Annotated in this window: 18 protein-coding genes; 14 read left to right on the top strand and 4 right to left on the bottom strand. The window is 67.8% G+C overall.

Going from position 1 to position 20,556, the window contains the following annotated elements; genetic code table 11:
• Positions 1-22 precede the first annotated feature (22 nt).
• The gene (locus tag EYE40_RS05170) at positions 23-1,609 is read left to right on the top strand and encodes an AMP-binding protein (protein ID WP_130980947.1); all 1,587 of its coding nucleotides are present in this window, start codon (positions 23-25) and stop codon (positions 1,607-1,609) included.
• Positions 1,606-3,150: a GMC family oxidoreductase gene (locus tag EYE40_RS05165; RefSeq protein ID WP_130980946.1), complete on the top strand. Its 1,545-nt coding sequence runs from the start codon at positions 1,606-1,608 to the stop codon at positions 3,148-3,150. Before EYE40_RS05170 ends, EYE40_RS05165 begins: the two co-directional genes overlap by 4 nt.
• An 82-nt stretch (positions 3,151-3,232) precedes the next feature.
• Here EYE40_RS05165 and EYE40_RS05160 read toward each other — a convergent pair whose 3' ends face one another.
• A complete protein-coding gene (locus EYE40_RS05160) occupies positions 3,233-3,481 on the bottom strand; it encodes a DUF7455 domain-containing protein (RefSeq protein WP_240034723.1) in 249 nt (82 codons plus the stop codon).
• Between the two features lie 200 nt (positions 3,482-3,681).
• Here EYE40_RS05160 and EYE40_RS05155 point away from each other — a divergent pair, with 200 nt between their 5' ends.
• From EYE40_RS05155 to EYE40_RS05120, 8 genes are all read left to right on the top strand, one after another.
• Complete coding sequence (locus EYE40_RS05155; RefSeq protein ID WP_130980945.1) at positions 3,682-5,769, top strand: DNA gyrase/topoisomerase IV subunit B; 2,088 nt, start codon at positions 3,682-3,684, stop codon at positions 5,767-5,769.
• Positions 5,750-7,297 (top strand): hypothetical protein, encoded by a 1,548-nt coding sequence (locus tag EYE40_RS05150; protein WP_130980944.1) that lies wholly within the window; start codon positions 5,750-5,752, stop codon positions 7,295-7,297. The genes EYE40_RS05155 and EYE40_RS05150 overlap by 20 nt, the downstream gene beginning before the upstream one ends.
• Positions 7,298-7,335: 38 nt before the next feature.
• On the top strand, positions 7,336-8,304 hold the full coding sequence (locus EYE40_RS15545; RefSeq protein WP_130980943.1) for a siderophore-interacting protein: 969 nt from the start codon (positions 7,336-7,338) through the stop codon (positions 8,302-8,304).
• Positions 8,301-9,296, top strand: a complete 996-nt coding sequence (locus EYE40_RS05140) for a FecCD family ABC transporter permease (protein WP_240034722.1) — start codon at positions 8,301-8,303, stop codon at positions 9,294-9,296. Before EYE40_RS15545 ends, EYE40_RS05140 begins: the two co-directional genes overlap by 4 nt.
• On the top strand, positions 9,293-10,309 hold the full coding sequence (locus EYE40_RS05135; RefSeq protein ID WP_130980942.1) for a FecCD family ABC transporter permease: 1,017 nt from the start codon (positions 9,293-9,295) through the stop codon (positions 10,307-10,309). The genes EYE40_RS05140 and EYE40_RS05135 overlap by 4 nt, the downstream gene beginning before the upstream one ends.
• 11 nt (positions 10,310-10,320) lie before the next feature.
• Positions 10,321-11,124, top strand: coding sequence for an ABC transporter ATP-binding protein (locus EYE40_RS05130; RefSeq protein ID WP_130980941.1), 804 nt, complete (start codon positions 10,321-10,323; stop codon positions 11,122-11,124).
• Positions 11,125-11,166: 42 nt separating this feature from the next.
• Positions 11,167-12,168, top strand: a complete 1,002-nt coding sequence (locus tag EYE40_RS05125; protein WP_130980940.1) for an ABC transporter substrate-binding protein — start codon at positions 11,167-11,169, stop codon at positions 12,166-12,168.
• 73 nt (positions 12,169-12,241) lie between these two features.
• The gene (locus EYE40_RS05120) at positions 12,242-13,783 is read left to right on the top strand and encodes a carboxylesterase/lipase family protein (RefSeq protein ID WP_240034721.1); all 1,542 of its coding nucleotides are present in this window, start codon (positions 12,242-12,244) and stop codon (positions 13,781-13,783) included.
• Here EYE40_RS05120 and EYE40_RS05115 read toward each other — a convergent pair whose 3' ends face one another.
• Positions 13,784-16,273 (bottom strand): DNA gyrase/topoisomerase IV subunit A, encoded by a 2,490-nt coding sequence (locus EYE40_RS05115; RefSeq protein WP_130980939.1) that lies wholly within the window; start codon positions 16,271-16,273, stop codon positions 13,784-13,786.
• A gap of 57 nt (positions 16,274-16,330) precedes the next feature.
• Between EYE40_RS05115 and EYE40_RS05110 the strand changes: the two genes are divergently transcribed.
• Positions 16,331-17,425 (top strand): alkaline phosphatase family protein, encoded by a 1,095-nt coding sequence (locus EYE40_RS05110; RefSeq protein WP_240034720.1) that lies wholly within the window; start codon positions 16,331-16,333, stop codon positions 17,423-17,425.
• A 3-nt stretch (positions 17,426-17,428) separates the two neighbouring features.
• On the opposite strand, the gene sepH is transcribed toward EYE40_RS05110, so the two are convergent.
• Positions 17,429-18,448, bottom strand: a complete 1,020-nt coding sequence (sepH, locus tag EYE40_RS05105) for a septation protein SepH (protein WP_130980937.1) — start codon at positions 18,446-18,448, stop codon at positions 17,429-17,431.
• 200 nt (positions 18,449-18,648) lie between these two features.
• Here sepH and EYE40_RS05100 point away from each other — a divergent pair, with 200 nt between their 5' ends.
• Positions 18,649-18,942 (top strand): DUF4193 domain-containing protein, encoded by a 294-nt coding sequence (locus EYE40_RS05100; RefSeq protein ID WP_130980936.1) that lies wholly within the window; start codon positions 18,649-18,651, stop codon positions 18,940-18,942.
• Positions 18,943-18,956: 14 nt separating this feature from the next.
• On the opposite strand, the gene EYE40_RS05095 is transcribed toward EYE40_RS05100, so the two are convergent.
• Positions 18,957-19,409, bottom strand: a complete 453-nt coding sequence (locus tag EYE40_RS05095; RefSeq protein ID WP_130980935.1) for a DUF3093 domain-containing protein — start codon at positions 19,407-19,409, stop codon at positions 18,957-18,959.
• 54 nt (positions 19,410-19,463) lie between these two features.
• Between EYE40_RS05095 and dut the strand changes: the two genes are divergently transcribed.
• Positions 19,464-19,922, top strand: coding sequence for a dUTP diphosphatase (gene dut / locus EYE40_RS05090; RefSeq protein ID WP_130980934.1), 459 nt, complete (start codon positions 19,464-19,466; stop codon positions 19,920-19,922).
• Positions 19,919-20,554 carry a DUF3710 domain-containing protein gene (locus EYE40_RS05085; protein ID WP_130980933.1) on the top strand — a complete coding sequence of 212 codons (636 nt, stop codon included), beginning with the start codon at positions 19,919-19,921 and terminating at the stop codon, positions 20,552-20,554. Before dut ends, EYE40_RS05085 begins: the two co-directional genes overlap by 4 nt.
• The last annotated feature ends 2 nt before the right edge of the window (positions 20,555-20,556 follow it).

The raw sequence follows: 20,556 nt of genomic DNA, 5'->3' as shown, positions 1-20,556 counted from the left end.
CAGTTATCAAAGGAGATAGCCCGTGGTATTCACCAGCCCCCTTCCGTCCGTTGCGATTCCCGAGCTCAGCGTCTTCGACTTCCTGTTCGGGTCGATCGAGGGGCATGATCTCGACCGGGTCGCGCTCGTCGACGGTGGGAGTGGCGCCGAGACCAGCTACGGCCAACTGATCGGGCAGATCCACGCCGTCGCGGGTGCCCTGGCGGCCCGCGGCATCGGACTCGGCGACGTGGTCGCGCTGCACGCCCCGAACACCCCGGCGTTCGCTGCCGTCTTCCACGGCATCCTGCGCGCAGGCGCGACAGCGACGACTGTGAACGCGTTGTACACCGCCGACGATGTGGCGTCACAACTGCGCGACTCCGGAGCGAAGCTATTGTTCACGGTCTCGCCGCTCCTTCCGCAGGCGTTCGAGGCGGCTTCCGCGGTCGGCTTGGGATCCGATGACATCGTTGTGCTCGACGGGGCGGAGGGGTACCAGTCCCTGCGTGACCTGCTGGGCGCGGGTAACCCGGACCCGAACGTCACGTTCGATGCCGCTGAGACGGTGGCGGTGCTGCCGTACTCGTCGGGCACGACAGCGCGGCCGAAGGGCGTCATCCTGACCCATCGCAACCTCGTCGCCAACGTGGCCCAGTCGCAGCCGCTCATCACCATCGGGGCCGATGACCGGGTTCTTGCCGTGCTGCCGTTCTTTCACATCTACGGGATGACCGTGCTGCTCAATCTCGCGCTGTCGACCCGTGCCGCGCTCGTGACGATGCCGCGTTTTGACCTGCCCGAGTTCCTGCGCATCATCCAGGATCACCGCATCACCTTCGTCTTCATCGCCCCACCGATCGCGGTGGCGCTCGCGAAGCACCCGCTCGTCGACGACTACGACCTATCGAGCCTGAACGTCGTCTTCTCCGGCGCTGCTCCTCTCGACGGAGCGCTCGGAGCAGCGGTGGCGTCTCGGCTCGACTGCGTGGTGCGACAGGGCTACGGCATGAGCGAGATGAGCCCGGTGTCGCACGCGATCCCGATCGACCGGGATGATATTCCGCTCAGCTCGGTGGGCATCACGCTGCCGAACATCGAGTGCCGCCTCATCGACCCGGCGACCGGCGAGGACATCGATGTTCCCGCGCACGGAGTGAGCGAGGCGGGCGAGCTGCTCTGCCGTGGGCCGAACATCATGCGCGGCTACCTCGGCAACGACGAGGCAACCCGCGCGACGCTCGACGACGACGGCTTCCTGCACACGGGAGACATTGCCACGGTTTCCGCAGAAGGCTTCGTCACCGTCGTCGACCGGCTGAAAGAGCTCATCAAGTACAAGGGCTATCAGGTCGCTCCGGCCGAGCTCGAGGCGCTGCTCCTCACCCACCCGTTGATCGCGGATGCCGCGGTCGTCGGGGCGCACGACGCCGACGGTGAAGAGGTGCCGAAAGCGTTTGTTGTGCTCCAGGCGGGTGCGGATCTCGGCGCCGACGCGGTGATGGCGTTCGTCGAGGAGCGAGTGGCCCCGTACAAGAAGGTGCGGCAGGTCGAGTTCATCGACGCGATCCCCAAGTCTGCCTCGGGCAAGATCCTGCGCAAGGACCTGCGGGCCGGCACTCCCGCATGAGCGCCGCCTTCGACTACATCGTGGTCGGCGCGGGTTCGGCGGGAGCAGCCGTCGCCGCCGGCCTGAGCGCGGGAGGAGACGCATCCGTGCTGCTGCTCGAAGCGGGGGACGCCGATACGAAGACCGAGGTGCACATTCCAGCGGCCTTTTCGAAGCTGTTCCGTACCACGCTCGACTGGAACTATGACACCGAACCCCAGACGACCCTGGGCGGACGATCGATCTACTGGCCACGCGGGCGGATGCTCGGCGGCTCCTCGTCGCTCAACGCCATGATGTGGGTGCGCGGTTTCGCCGCGGACTACGACGGATGGGCGCGCACGGCGGGGGAGAGCTGGTCGTGGCGGGCGCTGCTGCCGTACTTCGATCGGGTGGAGCGCACAATGCGTGTCGAGCGGCAGCGAAGCCCGAGGTCGCACACGGCGCGCTTCCTGTCGGCGGTGCGAGAGGCCGGCTACGCCGTCGTCACCCCGAACCTCGACAACGCCGAGGGGTTCAGCGAGACCCTGGTCAACCAACGGTCGGGTGCCCGGTTCAGCGCCGCCGACGCCTACCTGAAGCCCGCTCGACGTCGCGCGAATCTCACGGTGACGACCGGCGCGCACGTCACGCGCGTGCTGTTCGAGGGCACCCGCGCGGTCGGCGTCGAATACCTGCACGGGGGATCGACCCGGACCGCCACGACCAGGCGCGAGGTGGTGGTGAGTGGAGGTGCCGTGAACACCCCACAGCTGTTGATGCTGTCCGGCATCGGTCCGGCAGAGGAGCTGCAGCGCCACGGCATCGCGGTGCTCGTCGACTCAGCCGAGGTGGGCAGCAACCTCAGCGACCACCTGCTCTCCGGCCTGATCGTGCCGACCGCGGGCGACACCCTGTTCACCGCGCAGTCTGCGGGCTCCGTGGTCGGCTACCTGACGAGGCGGCGCGGGATGCTGTCCTCCAACGTCGCCGAGGCCTACGGCTTTGTGCGCACTCGAGAAGAGCTCGAGCTGCCCGATGTGGAGATTATCTTCGCGCCCGTCGCGTTCGTCGACGAGGGACTCGTCGAGCACCCCGCGCACGGCCTCACGATCGGAGCGATCCTGCTGCAGCCGAAGAGTCGCGGCACGATCCGGCTTCGCTCGACCGACCCGCTGGAGAAGGCGGTCATCGACCCGGGCTACCTGACCGATTCCGGCGGTGAGGACCGGGCGACCCTCCTCGCCGGTATCGCGCTGTGCGACGAGATCCTCGCCCAGCCCGCCCTCGCCGAAGTAGTGGGCAAAGGGTACGTGCGCCCGCTCGGCGCCGAGACGCTCTCCCGCGAGGAGCGGGCGGTAGTCGCGCTCGAGAAGCACGCACACACGCTGTACCACCCGGTCGGCACGGCGCGCATGGGGACCGACTCCGGCTCGGTAGTGGATGAGCAGCTGCGCGTACGTGGCGTCGACGGACTTCGCGTTGCCGACGCCTCAGTGATGCCGAGCATCATCCGTGGCCACACCCACGCCCCGTCGCTCGTCATCGGCGAGAAGGCCGTAGACCTGATCCTTGGGGGTTAAACGAAGAACGCCCCGAGAAAACCCGGGGCGTTCTTGCTGTAGGCCCTAAATCAAACGTTCTTGCTTTAGGCCTTAAATAAGATCAGGCGTTTTCGAGCAGCTTGCTCGACTCGTCGTGCCAGGCGAGAGCCGTCGCGGACAGCTTCTCCTTGAACTTGGCGCCGTGGTGGGCGCAGAAGTAGAGTTCGCCCGAGGCCATCGTCACGCGGACATAGGCCTGCGCGCCGCAGCTGTCGCAGCGGTCGAAAGCGGTGAGGCTGAAGTCGGAGCTGTCATCAGCGGTTGCTGCTGCGTTCTCGGTGACGATGTTGTTCGCGTCGATCTGAGACATGGTGTGCTCCTTCGGGCTTAGTGGCTTGCTGTACCTATACAAGCACGATGCTGTTACAGACATGCGACATTCGGCGGTGATTTCGCTGAACGCGTATGTGCCAGCGAGAACCAATCCGGCAGGGGTGTCGGATCCGGTCGCCGTCCCACGCTCTGGGTAGGCTGGATTGTCCGACCCGAACAACACACCAGGAGACCGCAGTGGCGAGCTCAGATTATTCAGCCCGACACCTCTCCGTTCTCGAGGGTCTCGAGGCGGTTCGCAAGCGCCCCGGCATGTACATCGGATCGACCGATTCGCGCGGCCTCATGCACTGCCTGTGGGAGATCATCGACAACTCGGTGGACGAGGCACTCGGCGGCAGCGGTGACGAGATCGCCGTCGAACTGCATCCCGACGGCTCGGTCACGGTGCGCGACAAGGCTCGCGGCATCCCCGTCGACATCGAGCCGAAGACCGGCCTCAGCGGTGTGGAGGTCGTCTTCACCAAGCTGCACGCCGGCGGCAAGTTCGGCGGCGGCTCCTATGCGGCCTCGGGCGGATTGCACGGCGTCGGCGCCTCGGTGGTGAACGCGCTCTCCGAGCGACTCGACGTGGAGGTCGACCGCGACGGCAAGACCTGGGCGATGTCGTTCCACCGCGGCGAGCCGGGCATCTTCGCCGACACCGATGGCCCGAACCCCGCGTCACCGTTCACGCCGTTCGTCTCGAACAGTGAACTGCGCATCGTCGGCAAGGTCGCCAAGGGTGTGACCGGCACCCGTATCCGCTATTGGGCGGACCCGCAGATCTTCACCAAGGGCGCGACCTTCCAGACCGAGGAGCTCTTCTCCCGGGCACGCCAGACGGCGTTCCTCGTTCCCGGCCTCGGTATCGACATCACCGACGCGCGCGGGGAGGAGACGACCGTCGAGTCGTTCCGCTTCGCGGGCGGCATCAGCGAGTTCGCCGACTTCCTGTCGACCGACGCCCCACTCACCGACACCTGGCGTATGCAGGGCTCGGGAACCTTCACGGAGACCGTGCCCGTGCTGCAGCCGACCGGCGCGATGGTTCCGACCGAACTCACCCGCGACTGCGAGGTCGACATCGCGCTGCGCTGGGGCACCGGCTACGACACGACGTTCCGCAGCTTCGTCAACATCATCTCGACGCCCAAGGGCGGCACCCACCAGGCCGGCTTCGAAGCAGGCCTGATGAAGTTCCTGCGCGCCCAGGTCGAACTGAACGCGCGCCGCCTCAAGGTCGGCAACGACAAGCTCGAAAAGGACGACATCCTCGCCGGGCTCACAGCCGTGCTCACGGTGCGCCTCCCCGAGCCGCAGTTCGAGGGGCAAACCAAGGAGATCCTCGGAACGCCCGCGGTGCGCAATATCGTCGCGACGGTGATCGCCAAGGAGATGGCCGCGCGCTTCTCGTCGAGCAAGCGCGACGATAAGGCGCAGAGCTCGCTCGTGCTCGACAAGATCGTCTCCGAGATGAAGTCACGCATCTCGGCCCGCGCCCACAAGGAGACGCAGCGCCGCAAGAACGCGCTCGAGAGCTCGTCACTGCCCGCCAAGCTCGTCGACTGCCGCTCCAACGACGTGGCCAACAGCGAGCTGATGATCGTCGAGGGCGACTCGGCCCTCGGCACCGCGAAACTTGCGCGCGACTCCGAATACCAGGCGCTGTTGCCGATCCGCGGCAAGATCCTCAACGTGCAGAAGGCCTCGGTCTCCGACATGCTCTCCAACGCGGAGTGCGCGAGCATCATCCAGGTGATCGGAGCCGGCTCCGGTCGCAGCTTCGACATCGAGCAGGCCCGCTACGGCAAGGTCATCATCATGAGCGACGCCGACGTCGACGGCGCGCACATCCGTACGCTGCTGCTCACCCTGTTCTTCCGGTACATGCGCCCGATGATCGAGGCCGGTCGGGTGTTCGCCGCTGTGCCGCCGCTGCACCGGGTCATCGTCATGAACCCCGGCAGCAAGCCGAACGAGACCATCTACACGTACTCCGAGAAGGAGCTCGACGGTGTGCTCGCGGGCCTCAAGCGCTCGGGCAAGAAGTACCAGGACCCCATCCAGCGCTATAAGGGTCTCGGCGAGATGGACGCCGACCAGCTCTCCGAGACCACCATGGACCGTCGCTTCCGCACTCTGCGCCGCGTGACGGTCAAGGACGCCGCGTCGGCCGAGGAGGCCTCGCGCGTCTTCGAGCTGCTGATGGGCAACGAGGTGGCTCCGCGCAAGGAGTTCATCATCGCGGGCGAAGGCCTCAACCGTGCCCGGATCGATACCTAGATTCGTCACCGTCTCTCTCGCCGCGATCGCGGCGGGAGTGACGACCGCGCTCGTTTTCGTCCTCCGCGCCGGGGGAGAGGGCGCCACCAACTGGCCGGCCAACTGGGAGCTGCGGTCGAGCGACAACGGTGTGCTGTTCCAGCTGCTGCAGGATGTCACGGCAGGCCGTCCCCTCGACTGGAGCTTCTCGCCCCAGGTCTACGTCTTTCCCGAACTTCCGATCAGCGCGCTCGCCTTCGCCGTCGCGGGCGGCGATCTCTACCGCTACTACCTGTTCGTCGCGGTTCTCAACAATGTGTTGCTGTTCCTGGCTTTGTACCTCGTGGTTCGACTGCTGTTCCGCGGTGAGTGGCTGGCGCGGGCATCCCTCGCCTTCCTCCCGCTTGTGGCGCTGCCGCTCGTCGGCACCACCTGGCTCTTCTCCTACCACCTCGCCCCGACCTACTACTTCGGGATGTACCTGCTCCTCGTCGCCGTACCCGCCGTGTTCCTCGTGCGCACGCCCTGGGCGCGGGCGATGCTGGGTGCCGCGATCGTGCTTACGGCGGCGTCGAACCCGCTCGCCCTCGTCTTCGCCTTCCCGGCCTTCGCCGCGGTGCTGGTGCTGCACGCGAACCGCAGCGGCTGGCGCAGCCTGGGTCGCCCGGCGCTGCTCGCGGGGGGCATACTGGTCGCCACCTTCCTGGTTCGCCTGGTGCTCTCGCCGCTGCAGGGCGCCTCGCCGCTCGCCTATGTCAACGGCGAGATCTTCGCGGGCCGACTCGCCAACTTCCCGCCCTATGTCGAGGCGCTGTGGGCGGATGTCCCGACCCGTGTTGTGCTGGTGATCGCCGCCCTGGCGGCTCTCGCAGTCCTCGCGGGAGCCGTCGTCGCGACGGTGACGCTGCTGCGGCGCAGGGGCGAGACGCGCGAGCTGCTGGTCGCCGTCTGGTTCGGGCTGGTGCCGCTCGGCGGGCTCGCCGGCACCGCCGTGCTCTTCATCACCCACACCCTCTACCTGTGGCCCGTGCTCGTGCTGCCGCTCGTCCTCGTGCTGCTCCCGTTGCCCCCGCGCTGGGCGCCGCGGGCCCTCGCGATCGGCGTGGTCGGCACCCTCGTGCTCGCGCTGTTTAGCGGGTTGCCCGGCACCCTCGGGCATCCGGAGCGGTACTTCGGCTTCCGCAACGACGAGACGCGCTGCCTCGACGAGTCCCTGCCGGCGGGCAGCGAGATCGGCTACGCGACGTTCTCGGACGCTCGTCGCCTCGCGCTGCCCTCGGCACGGGGCATCCGGCTCATTCCTCTCAAGACGGACGGCAGCCAGGCCGGGTGGCTCGCCAACCTCGACTACCTGCGCGCCGACACCGGACGCTTCTTCTTCGTGAACGAGCGGGGCGACGAGCCGGCGATCGATGGCGGCTTCATCACGGGTACGTTCGGCGAACCCGACCAGCGACTCGACTGCGGGGACGGTCGCAGCATCTGGCTGTACACGGACGACGCGAAGCTCGACGCGATCGGCGCGCACTTCGGCACTCGCGACCGTTGATCTTTTGACAAGTACAGCCCCTCTGCAATACTTAGGTAATGCTTACCTTGGTCGACGACACCGTACTCGTTCGCGATGACCGCCCCGCCTATCGCCCTTACCGTGCGACGGTTCGCCGGATCGAAGAGCTCTCGCCGGCGTTCCGTCGGGTCACTTTCACGGGCGACGACCTCGAAGGCTTCGGCACCGACGCCCTCGACCAGCGGGTCAAGATCATCTTCCCGCTGCCCGGGGTGGGCCTCAGCGAGGTCGGCGCCGACGACGAGCAGCTGCGCCTGCAGGGCAGCTGGTACGAGCTCTGGCGTGCGCTGCCCGAAGAGGCGCGCAATCCCTTCCGCACCTACACCGTGCGCCGTGTCGATCCCGCCGCCCGCGAGGTCGACGTCGACTTCTACGTGCACACCGGGGCCTCGGGGCGGCCCGAGGGTCCGGCATCGGAGTGGCTGTGGGCGGCGAGCGCGGGCGACGAGGTGATTCTCGTGGGACCCGATGCACGCAGCATCCATTCGCATGTGGGCATCGACTGGCGTCCGGGCGACGCGACCCGCGTGCTGCTGGCCGGCGATGAGACGGCAGCACCCGCGATCTGCGCGATCCTCGAGTCGCTACCCGCCCACGTGACCGCGCACGCGTTCATCGAGGTGCCGTCGGCTCGGGATGCCCAGCCCCTGGTCTCCGCGGCAGACACCCGGGTCAGCTGGCTCGCGCGCGACGCGGGCGGCCCGGACCTCGAGTCCACCGTGCGCGAGTGGACACGGGAGCACCCCGAGTACTTCGCCGCAGCGCTCACCTCGAAGCCTCAGCTGATCGCCGAGATCGACGTCGACACCGAGACCCTCTGGGATTCGCCCGAGGACAGCCCCGGCGAGTTCTACGCCTGGCTCGCGGGCGAGTCGGCCGTCATCAAGACCCTGCGCCGCCACCTCGTCACCGAGACCGGCATCGACCGGGGGCGCGTCGCGTTCATGGGCTACTGGCGACTGGGCAAGTCCGAAGCGTTCGAGTGAGCCGGCGTGTCCTCGGGCTGATCCTGCTTGCGGTCGGAGTCGTTGCCATCATCCTCATCAGCCTCGCGTTCGGCACCCGGCAGATCGCGTTCGACGCCGTCGTTGCGGCGATCCTCGATCCCGATCCCTCGAACAACGATCACGATGTCGTGCGCGACCTGCGGGTGCCGCGCACGATCATCGGCCTGCTCGCGGGTGCGGCCCTCGCAGTTGCGGGCGGCATCATGCAGGGGCTCACGCGCAACCCGCTCGCCGACCCCGGTCTGCTCGGGGTCAACGCCGGCGCCTCGCTATTTGTGGTGCTCGGCATCACCTTCCTCGGGGTCACCGCCGCGAGCGGGTATATCTGGTTCGCGTTCGCCGGCGCGGCGGCCGCTACGGTGCTCGTCTACGCGGTCGGTTCGGGCCGACGGGGGAGTCCGACGCCGGTCACGCTGACCCTTTCGGGTGCCGCGGTGACGGCCGTGCTCACTTCCGCGATCACGCTCGTGCTGCTCAGCAATCTCGACACCCTGAACCAGTACCGGTTCTGGTCGGTCGGGTCGCTCGTCGGTCGCGACCTGTCGGCGGTGTCGGTCGTCGTCCCTTTTCTGGGTCTGGGCCTGCTGCTCGCGGCGATCGTCTCGCGCATGCTCAACGTGCTCGCGCTCGGTGACGACGTCGCGCGCGGTCTCGGCCAGAACGTGATGCTCGCAAGGGTGCTCGCAGGCATCGCGATCGTCATCCTGTGCGGTGGTGCCACGGCGATCGCGGGGCCGATCGTGTTCGTCGGACTCGTCGTGCCGCACATCGTGAGGCGCTTCACCGGCCCCGACTACCGCTGGATCCTCGCCTACTCCGTGTTGCTCGGCCCCATCCTGCTGGTGCTCGCCGATGTCGTGGGTCGTCTCATCGTGCAGCCGACCGAACTCGAGGCCGGAATCGTCGTCGCGTTCCTCGGGGCGCCCATGTTGATCGCGCTCGTACGCCGCTCGCGGGTGGGTGCGCTGTGACGGTCGTGAGCGCGGCGCGCACGGTGCGCCGGTCCCGCGCGCGGCTTGTGATCGCCGTGCTCCTTCTCTGCGTGCTCGCGGTCGCCGCGGTCAGCCTCGCTGTCGGCGCCTACACCGTGAGCATTCCGGACCTGCTCGCGACGCTCGTCGGGCAGGGTGGGGCCAAGAACGAGTTCATCGTGCTACGGCTGCGCCTGCCCCGGATGACGATGGCCGTGCTCGCCGGTCTCGCCTTCGGGCTCGCCGGAGCGCTGTTCCAGTCCCTGCTCGGCAATCCGCTCGCGAGCCCCGACCTCATCGGGATCACGAGCGGCGCGAGCGTTTCGGCAGTCTTTGCGATCCTCGTGCTGGGACTCAGCGGTTTCGCCGTCTCCGGCTTCGCCTTCGTGGGGGCGCTCGTCGTCGCAACGGCGATCTACCTGCTGTCCTGGCGGTCGGGCATTGCCGGCTATCGGTTCGTTCTCGTCGGTATCGGCATCGCGTTTATGGCTCAGGCGGCCCTCGGCTACCTGCTCACCCGTGCCGATGTGCGGGATGCGCAGGGTGCCCTCGTCTGGATGGTCGGCAGCCTGAGCGGCACCCAGTGGATCGAGGTCGCGGTCGCCGCGATCTCCATCGGCGTGCTGGTCCCGGCTGTGTCCCTGCTCGCGCCGAAACTCCGCATGCTGCAACTCGGCGACGAGACCGCTCGCGGACTCGGAGTGCGGGTCGACCTGTCTCGGGTGCTGCTGCTGGGTGTCGCCGTCGCCCTTGCGGCAAGTGCCACGGCCGCCGTCGGCCCGATCGCCTTCGTCGCGTTCGTCTCGGGGCCGATAGCCCGGCGACTGGTGCCCGGCACCTCCCTCGTGCCGAGCGCCCTCATCGGCATCCTTCTCGTGCTCACCGCCGACTTCGCCTCGCAGCACCTGCTGCCGGGCGGAGTGCAGGTGCCGGTGGGGATCATCACGGGCGCGATCGGCGCCCCCTACCTGCTGTGGCTGCTCGCATCGAGCCGGTCGCGCACGGAAGCCTAGCCAGGAGAATCATGACCGAGTCCCATTCCCTGACCGCGACGGGCCTGTCGCTGTCCTACGACGGCGTCGACGTGATCACCGGCCTCGACGTCGCGATCCCGCCGGGCAGCATCACCGTGATCGTCGGTGCGAACGCGTGCGGCAAGTCGACGCTGCTGCGGGGGCTCGCGCGGCTCATGCGGCCGGGAGCCGGAGGCGTCGAACTTGATGGGCGGGACATCCACTCGTATGGAGCGAAGGAACTCGCGCGTCTGGTGGGCCTACTGCCGCAGCAGCCCATCGCGCCCGCCGGGATCACGGTCGCGGATCTCGTGGCACGCGGCCGTTACCCGCACCAGGGCTGGTTCGCCCGCGGGACTGCTCGGGATGACGCCGCCGTCGCGCACGCGCTCGAGCAGACCTCGACCGCCGATCTCGCCGAACGCGCGGTCGAGGAACTCTCGGGCGGGCAGCGCCAGCGGGTCTGGATCGCCATGGTGCTCGCCCAGGAGCCGGAGATCCTGCTGCTCGATGAACCGACGACCTTTCTGGATGTCGCCCACCAGGTGGAGGTGCTCGATCTGCTCATGCACCTGAACCGCGAGAGGGGGACGACCGTCGTCATGGTGCTGCACGATCTCAACCTCGCGGCTCGCTACGCCGATCACCTGATCGTCATGGCCGGCGGAGCCATCGTCGATTCCGGGGCACCCGCCGAGGTCATCACGCGGGAGACCGTGCGCACTGCCTTCGGCATGGATTCTGTGGTGATGCCGGACCCGGTGAGCGGCTCGCCCATGGTCGTCCCACTTGGCCGGTTCCACTCCTTAGGATAGGCTGCCCTTACACAGCCACTCAGACGACACTGGAGATTCTTCGTGCCCACAAACTTCCGCGGTGTAGCAGCCGTTTCCATCGCAGCAGCCCTGGTCCTCAGCGGGTGCGCGAGCACCCCCGAGGCAGACAGCCCCGCTCCCGAGGCCGGCGGCACGTTCCCCGTGAGCATCGAGCACGCTTTCGGCGAGACGGAGATCCCGGCCCAGCCCGAGCGCGTCGTCACGTGGGGTTGGGGCAGTGCTGATGCGGCACTCGCTCTGGGCGTCGTGCCCGTGGCCATCCCGTTCGAGGCTTACGCCGGTGACGAGAACGGCGTGCTGCCGTGGATCGCCGACGAGCTCACCGAACTGGGTGCCGAGACGCCGACCATGCTCCCCGAGTCCCCTGAGGAGCCCCCCTACGAGGACATCATCGCGGCGGATCCCGACGTGATCCTCGCCGGCTACTCGGGCATCACTGAGGAGCAGTACGCGATTCTCAGCGACATCGCGCCGACCGTCGCCTACCCCGAAACCGCGTGGTCGACGCCGTGGCGCGACCTCATCGAGATCGTCGGCACCGCGCTCGGAAAGACCACCGAGGCGGCCACCCTCCTCGAGGACATCGACGCCGAGATTGCGGCCCAGGCTGACGCTCACCCCGAGTTCGCGGGCAAGACGATCGCAGCCACCTGGGATGTCGGAGGGGTCTTCTACGTCTACAAGCCTGCCGACCCGCGCGTCGAGTTCCTGCTCGACCTCGGCTTCGAGAACGCGCCCTCGGTCGACGCCCTCGCCAATGGCGACGCGACGTTCTACTACACGCTCAGCTACGAGGAGCTCGACAAGATCGACGCCGAAGTCGTGGTGGCGTATGCCGACACCCAGGCCGAGGCCGACACGTTCGTGACAGCTCGTAACGCCATCCCAGCCGTCAAGGCGGGCAACCTCGCTACGGTCGTCGGCACCGAGTACATCTCAGCGGTCTCCCCGCCCACCGCGCTCTCGCTGACCTGGGGGCTCGACGAGCTGATCGCCGCCCTCGAGAAGGCGGTTACGAAGTAGGGGCAGTCGCAGAAGGCCCCGCATCCGAGTGGTGCGGGGCCTTTCGTTTACCTGCGGCCCCTACACTCGCATCGTGCTCGAGACTGAAACAGGCCTGACCGTCTCCATCACCGGAGGTGCCGTGGAGGGCATGATGTGGCGTGGCCTCCGCTTGTGGCGCGGGATGCCGTACGCGGCGAGTCCGGACGGAGAGCGCCGCTTCCGCGCACCGCAGCCGGTCGAGCCCTGGGTGGGAACCCGTGCCGCCGACGCCTTCGGCCCGGTCGCCGCCCAGGACCGCAACGGCCAGTTCCTCGGCCCCAAGGCCAACGTGCCGATGTCGGAGGACTGCCTCACCATCAACGTCACGGCGCCGGAGACCGGGGGCGACGGCCTTCCCGTTATGGTCTACATCCACGGCGGTGCCTACTCCGTGGGATCCTCGCGGGAGATCCCACACCTCGGCGAAGGACTCGTGCGGCGCGGCGGAGTGCTCTTCGTCACCTTCAACTACCGCCTCGGCGCGCTCGGTTACCTCGATTTCACGCGGTACGCGACGCGCGAGCATCCCATCGACAGCAATCTCGGGCTGCGCGACCAGGTTGCCGCGCTCGAGTGGGTGCGCGACAACATCGCCGCCTTCGGGGGCGACCCCGCCAACGTGACCCTGTTCGGCGAATCAGCCGGCGCCAACGCCGTGACGACCCTGATGACCGTGCCGCGCGCGAGCGGCCTCTTCGCCCGGGCGATCGCGCAGAGCCCGCCGCCGAACGCGGTCTACCCGTCCGAGATCACGGCAACGTGGGCCGAGGAGTTCATGGAGATGCTCAGTGAGCTCGTCGATGACTCGGACACCGAGAGCACAACCGAAGAGGGCGCGGCCCAGCTGCTCGCCACGGCCGAGATCGATGCGCTCGTGCGGGCGACGACGCGGATGCAGCTGCGGTCGCCCGACGCCTGGCCCGGAACCATCGCCCTCTGCCCCGTCATCGACGGGGAGTTCCTGCCCGAACGCCCGCTCGACGCGTTCAAGGCGGGGCGGGCGCAGCGCATTCCGCTCATTATCGGGACCAACGACCGCGAGGGTTCGCTGTTCCGCGGACGCCTCGACATTCTCGCCACGACCCCGCAGCGCATCCGCGCGATCTTCGCGCGCACCCGCAAGAAGGCCCGCAAGGCGCTCAAGGCGCAGTACCCGGGGCTTCCCGCACCGAGGCCCGCTGCGGACTTCGGGGGCGACTACGCGTTCTGGTTCCCGTCGATCAAGGTCGCCGAACGGCACTCGGCCTTTGCGCCGGTCTTCTTCTACCGGTTCGACATCGCCCCGCGCCTCGTGCGCCTCGCCGGCTTCGACGCGACCCACGGACTCGAGCTGTTCGCCCTGTTCGACCGCATGGACGGCGCCTTTGGCCGAGCGATGGGCGCGCTGGGCGGCCGCCGGGCGTTCAAGCGCGCGGGTGCACGTATGCAGCAGCACTGGCTCGCCTTCGCGCACGGTTCCGCCCCCGACCCGGGCTGGCCGCACTACACCCGTCGTGCCCGCCGCACGCTCATCATCGATGTCGCCGACCGGGTCGAGATCGATCCCCGTCGCGAGCGCCGCAAGGCCTGGCAGGAGTTCGTGCCGCACATCTGACTACAGGCTGACGCCGATCGACCCGATCACGCCGTCGAGCACGGTTCCGGATGCATCGCGCTTCGCGCCCGACTCCGGCAGGGTGCGCGCCGAGCCGTCCGTGCCGACCGCGAGCGCGGGTGCAGGCCCGGCCCAGGCCAGTGCGAGCACATCTTCGCCCTTGAGGAAGCTGTGTGCCCGCACACCGCCGGTCGCTCGCCCCTTGCCGGGGAACTCGCCGAGCGCCGAGACTTTCGCGCGACCGGGATCGACGCCTGCGATGGTCTCCGTCGATGAGGACACCGTCGCGACGATGTTCTCCGCTTCCGGGTCGAGTGCACCGAAGAAGACCACGGCGGCCTTCGCGCCGAGGTTGATGCCCGCCATGCCGCCGGCCGAGGCTCCCTGCGGGCGCACCGCGCCCGCCGAGAAGTGCAGCAGCTGCGCGTCGGAGGTGATGAAGACGAGTTCGGCAGAATCGGCGCCCTGGCTCACGCCCACGACCTCGTCGCCGGGCTTGAGGGCGATGACCTCGAAGTCGGGCTTCGAGGGGAAGCCGCCCATCGCGAGTCGCTTCACGACGCCCTGGCGGGTGCCGAGCGCGATGGGGGAGTCGCCGTCGAGCGCCACAAGGCCGAGCACGCGCTCCTTCTTGTTCGCGAGGGCGAGGTAGTCGCTGATGCGTGCGCCCGCCCCCAGCTGGATCGAGTTGCCCGGCACGTTGGGGAGGTCCACCGCGGTGAACCTGATGAGACGTCCGAGATTGGTGACGGCACCGATTTCCGAGCGACTCGTGGTCACGAGGGATGACTGGATGGCGTCGTGCTTCGAGCGGCGGCGTGCGGCTAGAGCCGATCCATCCGACGTCCGGACATCCTGGTCTTCGGCGATGTCGATGCGGATCGCGCGACCGGTCGTCGACAGCACAACCCGGCACGGGGTGTCGGCGATCTCGAGGATCGGGGCGACCTTCGACCGCGAGGAGCTCATGGCGACGCTCGCGCGAGCCTCGGTGAGCAGGGTGCGGCGAGGTGTGCCAAAGCGGTCGGAGACGTCTTCGAGCTCGTCGGAGACAAGGGTGCGCACGCGAGCGGGGTCGGCGAGAATCGCCTCGAGCTCGGCGATCTCGGCCTTCAGCTGCTCCTGCTCCTTCTCGAGCTCGATGCGGCTGAACTTGGTCAGGCGGCGCAGGCGCAGCTCGAGGATGTACTCGGCCTGGATCTGGGAGAGGTCGAAGACGTCGATGAGGCGCGTGCGGGCCTGCTCGCTGTCATCGCTCTGGCGGATCACCTGGATGACCTCATCGATGTCGAGGATCGCGATGAGCAGGCCCTCGACGAGGTGCAGTCGCTCGAGGCGTCGCGCGAGGCGGTAGCGGCTGCGGCGGGTGACCACCGAGAGACGGTGGTCGACGTAGACCTGCAGCAGCTCCTTGAGGCCGAGCGTGCGGGGGCCGCCATCGACGAGTGCGACGTTGTTGATGTTGAACGAGTCCTCGAGCGGGGTGAAGCGGTAGAGCTGCTCGAGCACGGCTTCGGGGCTGAAGCCGGTCTTGATGCCGATGACGAGTCGCAGGCCGTGCTTGCGATCGGTGAGGTCGGTCACGTCGGAGATGCCGTTCAGCTTCTTCGACCCGACGCCGTCCTTGATCTTCTCGATGACCTTCTCGGCGCCGACCATATACGGCAGTTCGGTGACGATGAGACCCTGCTTGCGGGCCGAGATCGACTCGACGGTGACGCGGGCTCGGGTCTTGAAGGCGCCGCGGCCGTTCGCGTACGCGTCCTTGATACCGTCGAGGCCGCTGATCGTGCCGCCGGTCGGCAGGTCGGGGCCGGGCACAAACTCCATCAGGTCTTCGAGGGTCGCGCTCGGATGCTGCAGCAGATGGCGTGCGGCGCCGATGACCTCGATGAGGTTGTGCGGCGCCATGTTGGTCGCCATGCCGACGGCGATGCCCGAGGCGCCGTTGACCAGCAGGTTCGGGAACGCGGCAGGCAGCACGGAGGGCTGGGTCAGCTGGTTGTCGTAGTTGGGCACGAAGTCGACGACGTCCTCGTCGAGGTTCTCCGTCATCGCGAGGGCGGTCGCGTGCAGGCGCGCCTCGGTGTAGCGAGGGGCAGCGGGGCCGTCATCCAGCGATCCGAAGTTGCCGTGCCCGTCGATGAGCGGCACGCGCAGGATGAAGTCCTGGGTGAGGCGCACCATCGCGTCGTAGATGGACGCGTCGCCGTGCGGGTGGAGTTTTCCCATGACCTCGCCGACGACGCGCGCCGACTTCACGTGCCCGCGATCGGGACGCAGGCCCATTTCCGCCATCTGGTACAGGATGCGCCGCTGCACGGGCTTGAGTCCGTCGCGGGCGTCGGGCAGCGCGCGCGAGTAGATGACCGAGTAGGCGTACTCGAGGAACGAACCCTGCATCTCGGTCGAGACATCGACCTCTTCGATGTGTTCGCCTTCAGCGGTGGCGTTCGAACCTGTGGCAGGGGGAATGGCGGGAGTAGTCATAGGATTGCCCCCATGTTACCGGCGCTCAAATCAGACCGGATGAGCCTTGCCGATGTAATGCCATCGTGTCTCGCGGCAATTTCCGGAGGCGACAACCGCCTGGGTCTGCCGCGCGCCGACCGGGCGATCGTGGTGCTCGTCGACGGACTCGGGGCGGCAGCGCTCAAGGCCCGCGCCGGCCACGCCCGCACGCTTATGGCGCCCCTGACGAAGTCGTCGATCATCGACTCGGGATTCCCGACCACAACGGCCTCGGCGCTCGCGACGCTCACAACCGGGACCCTCCCCGGCCAGCACGGGCTGGTCGGATTCACCGTGCTCGACACGGTGAACGACCGCCTTCTTAAGCAGCTCTCCGGCTGGGACTCTTCGCTGGACCCCGTCGCGTGGCAGCCGATGCCCACCGTCTTCGAGACGGCAATCGCCGCGGGTCTAGACGCGGTCGTCATCGCGCCCGAGCGTTATCGGGACTCCGGATTCACACACGGCGTGCTCCGTGGAGCAGCGTACGTAGGCGCCTCGAGCATCACTGACCGCGTCGACGAGGCCCTGGCCTGGGCAGCGACGGGTGCGCGGGGAATCGCGTACCTCTATATCCCCGAGCTGGACATGGCCGGCCACGCGCACGGCTGGGAGTCGAGCGAGTGGATCAGCACGCTCGAGAGCGTTGATGCCGCGATCCGTACGCTCGAGCAGTCGCTCGCGCCCGGCGATGGCCTGCTGGTGACCGCCGACCACGGGGTGCTCGACATCCCGGAGCACGGCCACATCCACGTCGACGGCACCCCAGCGCTGCTCGACGGCGTGCGGTTCCTCGCGGGGGAGCCGCGCTGCCTCCAGGTGCACTTCGAGAAGGACGCGTTATCCGCCGTGCGCGAATCGACTCTCGCCGCATGGCGCGCCGAGGAGAGCGACCGCGCGTGGGTTGCGACCCGGGATGACGCCATTGCCGCGAACTGGTTCGGCGAGGTGCGAGCCGAGGTGGCACCGCGCATCGGGGACATCCTCGTGGCGGCGCGCAAGGATGTCGCGTACTACGACTCCCGGCTCATCAAGCCCGGCAGCCACGGCATGATCGGCCAGCACGGCTCGTTCTCACCCGCGGAGACGAAGATCCCCGTGTTGCGATACGGAGCGTTTAGCCGTATCTAGCGGCTACAGGTCGTCGTCGGGACGTGCACCGAACACGATGTCGTCCCAGCTGGGCATTGCCGTTCGACCCTTGCGCGCCTTCGCGGGTGCCGCGACGTGTGGTTGCGGTGACGTGGCGCGACCGTCATCCGGAGCATCGTCGTTCGCGATCGGCAGGTAGTCGATGAGGGGCACGTCGACGATGCGGATGCCGGCCGTGGGCTGGCCGGGCTCGTTCGACTCGTCCTCGATGAAGGATGCGGCCTCGCGCTCGCCCCGGCGGCGGCGCAGGGCGTCGAGCAGGTCGGCGGTCTGGTTGTGATCGTCGCCGAGCTCGTCGTCTGAGGGTGCGAAGCGGTTGGCCGCGTCGGGCATGTCGCTGCGTTCAAAAGTACTGGCGTCGAATGCTCCGCTGTCGAACCGGCTGCTGTCGGCTTCGCGACCGGTCGCACTCACGGCGCGCAGGCGGGGGATGAGCCCACCGGGAGCCTCGCCCTGCTGCGAAAGCGTGGTGGCCTCAGAGTTGAGGGGTGCGAGGGCAAGCTTGCGCGGCTCGAAGCTCCAGCGCGCGTCGTGGTCGATCTGGTCGGCCGTGAAGGACAGCTTGACGACCCAGCCGCCACCCTGCTCCTTCCAGCTCGCCCAGCGTTCGTTGATCGCGCCGAGGCCGTGCAGCCGCTCGCGGATCGCCGAGCCGAAGGTCGCGCCCTGAACGAGCGGGTCGGTCTCGAGTGCGGTGTGCACGCGCACGCCGAGGGCGGTCTCGACGACGAACTCGCGCTCGGCGAGCACCGGGCCTTCGAAGCGCTGGATGTAGTCGATCGGAACGCCGGTGATGGACGAGACATCCTGGGCCGACATGCCGGCACGGATGTGCGCCTGGATCTCGCGCGGCGACAGCTTGCGGCCCGCCCCGGGTTCCGGCTGGCTCTGCCGCAGTTTCGACTGGAGCACCTCGTCGATCGGTATGCGATAGCGCTGTCCGTCGTCAGAGGCTACGAGCAGCGCTCCGTTCTCGACTCCGATTACCCTCAGGTCCTGCATTTCGGTGGCCTCCAGCCCTCGACATTCGCCCTAAGGATGACACGGCGCAGGTCACATTCGAGGGAATACGCCGGGCGTGCCGCAAGTTACCTTCACCGCGCGGATACGAGAGCAGTTCAGCGGTTTGCTATTAGCAACCCGATGATGCAAACTGTGCCCGCCGATTTCGTTTATAAGGCGCTTACAAGAAGTGGATGGGCATGGCAACCGATTACGACGCACCCCGAAAGACCGACGACGACACTGAGTCGATCGAGGCTCTGAAGGAGCGCGTTCCGGACAAAATGTCGGGTTCCGTCGGAGACGACGACGCCGACAACCCCGGCAGCTTCGAACTCGAAGGCGGAGACCTCTCCGACCTCGATCTCGATGTTGTCGTCCTGCCCCCGCAGGCTGACGAGTTCACGTGTGTGAGCTGCTTCCTCGTGAAGCACCGCTCGCAGATCGATCACCAGTCCAAGCTCGGGCCGATTTGCCTGGAGTGCGCGGCCTAAGGCCGTTCAACCAATCAGTTCGTCGCGGCGTTCCGATACGAGGCGAGAGCCTCGACGATTTTGTCGGGATGACGCGACGACACGAGCCAGTACGGTGCGGGATCCTCGGGGTCGGTGACCTCGACACGCACCACGGGAGCGATCCAGCCGCGCAGCACAAGCCACGCGCGAGCGTCGAGACGCTGCCCACGCTCGAGGGTAGCCTCCGCGCCCTCGAACGCAACGGCCTCGCCGGCGGCTGTCAGCGGAAGGCGCGCGCGGCCCGCGATGAAGTGCGTCTCGGTGACCTCTACGCTCGGTGCGCTCAGCACCATCGCGAGGCAGATGCCGACATAGAACACGACCGCCACGACGACACCGACGGTGAAGTTGATCGGAACGAACACGAGCAGGGTGGCGGGGAGCACAAGGGCCGTCGCAAGAAAGAGCCAGGGTGCTGGCCACAGGCGTTCCCGATAAGTCGTCATACCCCTATTCGACCACTTTTCGAGGCGCGCGGAGTTCTGCACTACCCTCGTGACGTGTCGAAAACCGTTGAGGTCCTCATTTCAGCTGCGGGAATCCCCGCGTATGCGCACCCGGGCGACGCCGGAGCCGACCTCGTTGCGAGCGAAGCCGTCGAGCTCGCCCCCGGCCAGCGTGCAGTCGTGGGCACGGGAGTATCGATCGCCCTGCCGGACGGATACGCGGCGTTCGTTATGCCGCGCAGCGGACTCGCAGCAAAGCACGGCATCACGCTGGTGAACGCGCCGGGAACGGTCGATGCCGGTTACCGCGGAGAGATCCGGGTCACCATGCTGAACACCGACACCTCGGTGGCGTATTCTGTGGCGGTCGGCGACCGGATCGCCCAACTCGTCATCATGCCCGTCGTTCGGGCACGGTTCATCCCGGTGGAGACACTGCCGGGCAGTGCACGCGGGGAGTCCGGATTCGGCTCTACCGGCTACAGCTCACCCGATTCAGGAGTACAGAAGTGAACGACTCGACCGAGACCGACCTCGAACTTCCCGATGAGCAGCCCGACGCCAAGTCCGCACCGCTCGACCGTGCGACGGCGGGACCGCTCGATGAGAGCGAGGCGAACGCCGTTCGCCCCTACGTCGACCTCGGTGGCGTCAAGATCGTTCCGCGCCCCGACCTGCAGCTGCGACTCGAGGTCGAAGAAGGCAGCAAGCGCGTCGTCGCGGTTGGCCTCGACTATGCCGGGTCAACACTGCAGGTGCAGCCCTTCGCCGCACCGCGCGGTGCCGGACTCTGGCATGAGATCCGCGCACAGATCGTCGAGCAGATCCAGAAGCAGGGCGGATCGACCCGCATCACCGAAGGACCGTTCGGACCCGAGGTGCTTGCGCAGATCCCGGTGACCACCGGACCGCAGACCGGTACCAATCGTCTCGCCCGCTTCGTCGGGGTGGACGGCCCGCGCTGGTTCCTCCGCGGCGTCATCGCCGGCGAAGGCGCCGTGGACGCGGATGCCGCAGCGAAGATCGAGGACCTGTTCCGCTCCATCGTCGTGGTTCGTGGCAACACGCCGATGCCCCCGCGCGACCTGATCCCGCTGCACATGCCCGCAGCGTCGGGTGCGGCCACCGAGATGCCCACCCTCTAGTG

The organism is Glaciihabitans arcticus, assembly GCF_004310685.1.
Taxonomy (GTDB): domain Bacteria; phylum Actinomycetota; class Actinomycetes; order Actinomycetales; family Microbacteriaceae; genus Conyzicola; species Conyzicola arctica.
Note: the sequence above shows the minus strand (reverse complement) of the source record. Positions and strands in the feature narration are given on the sequence as shown.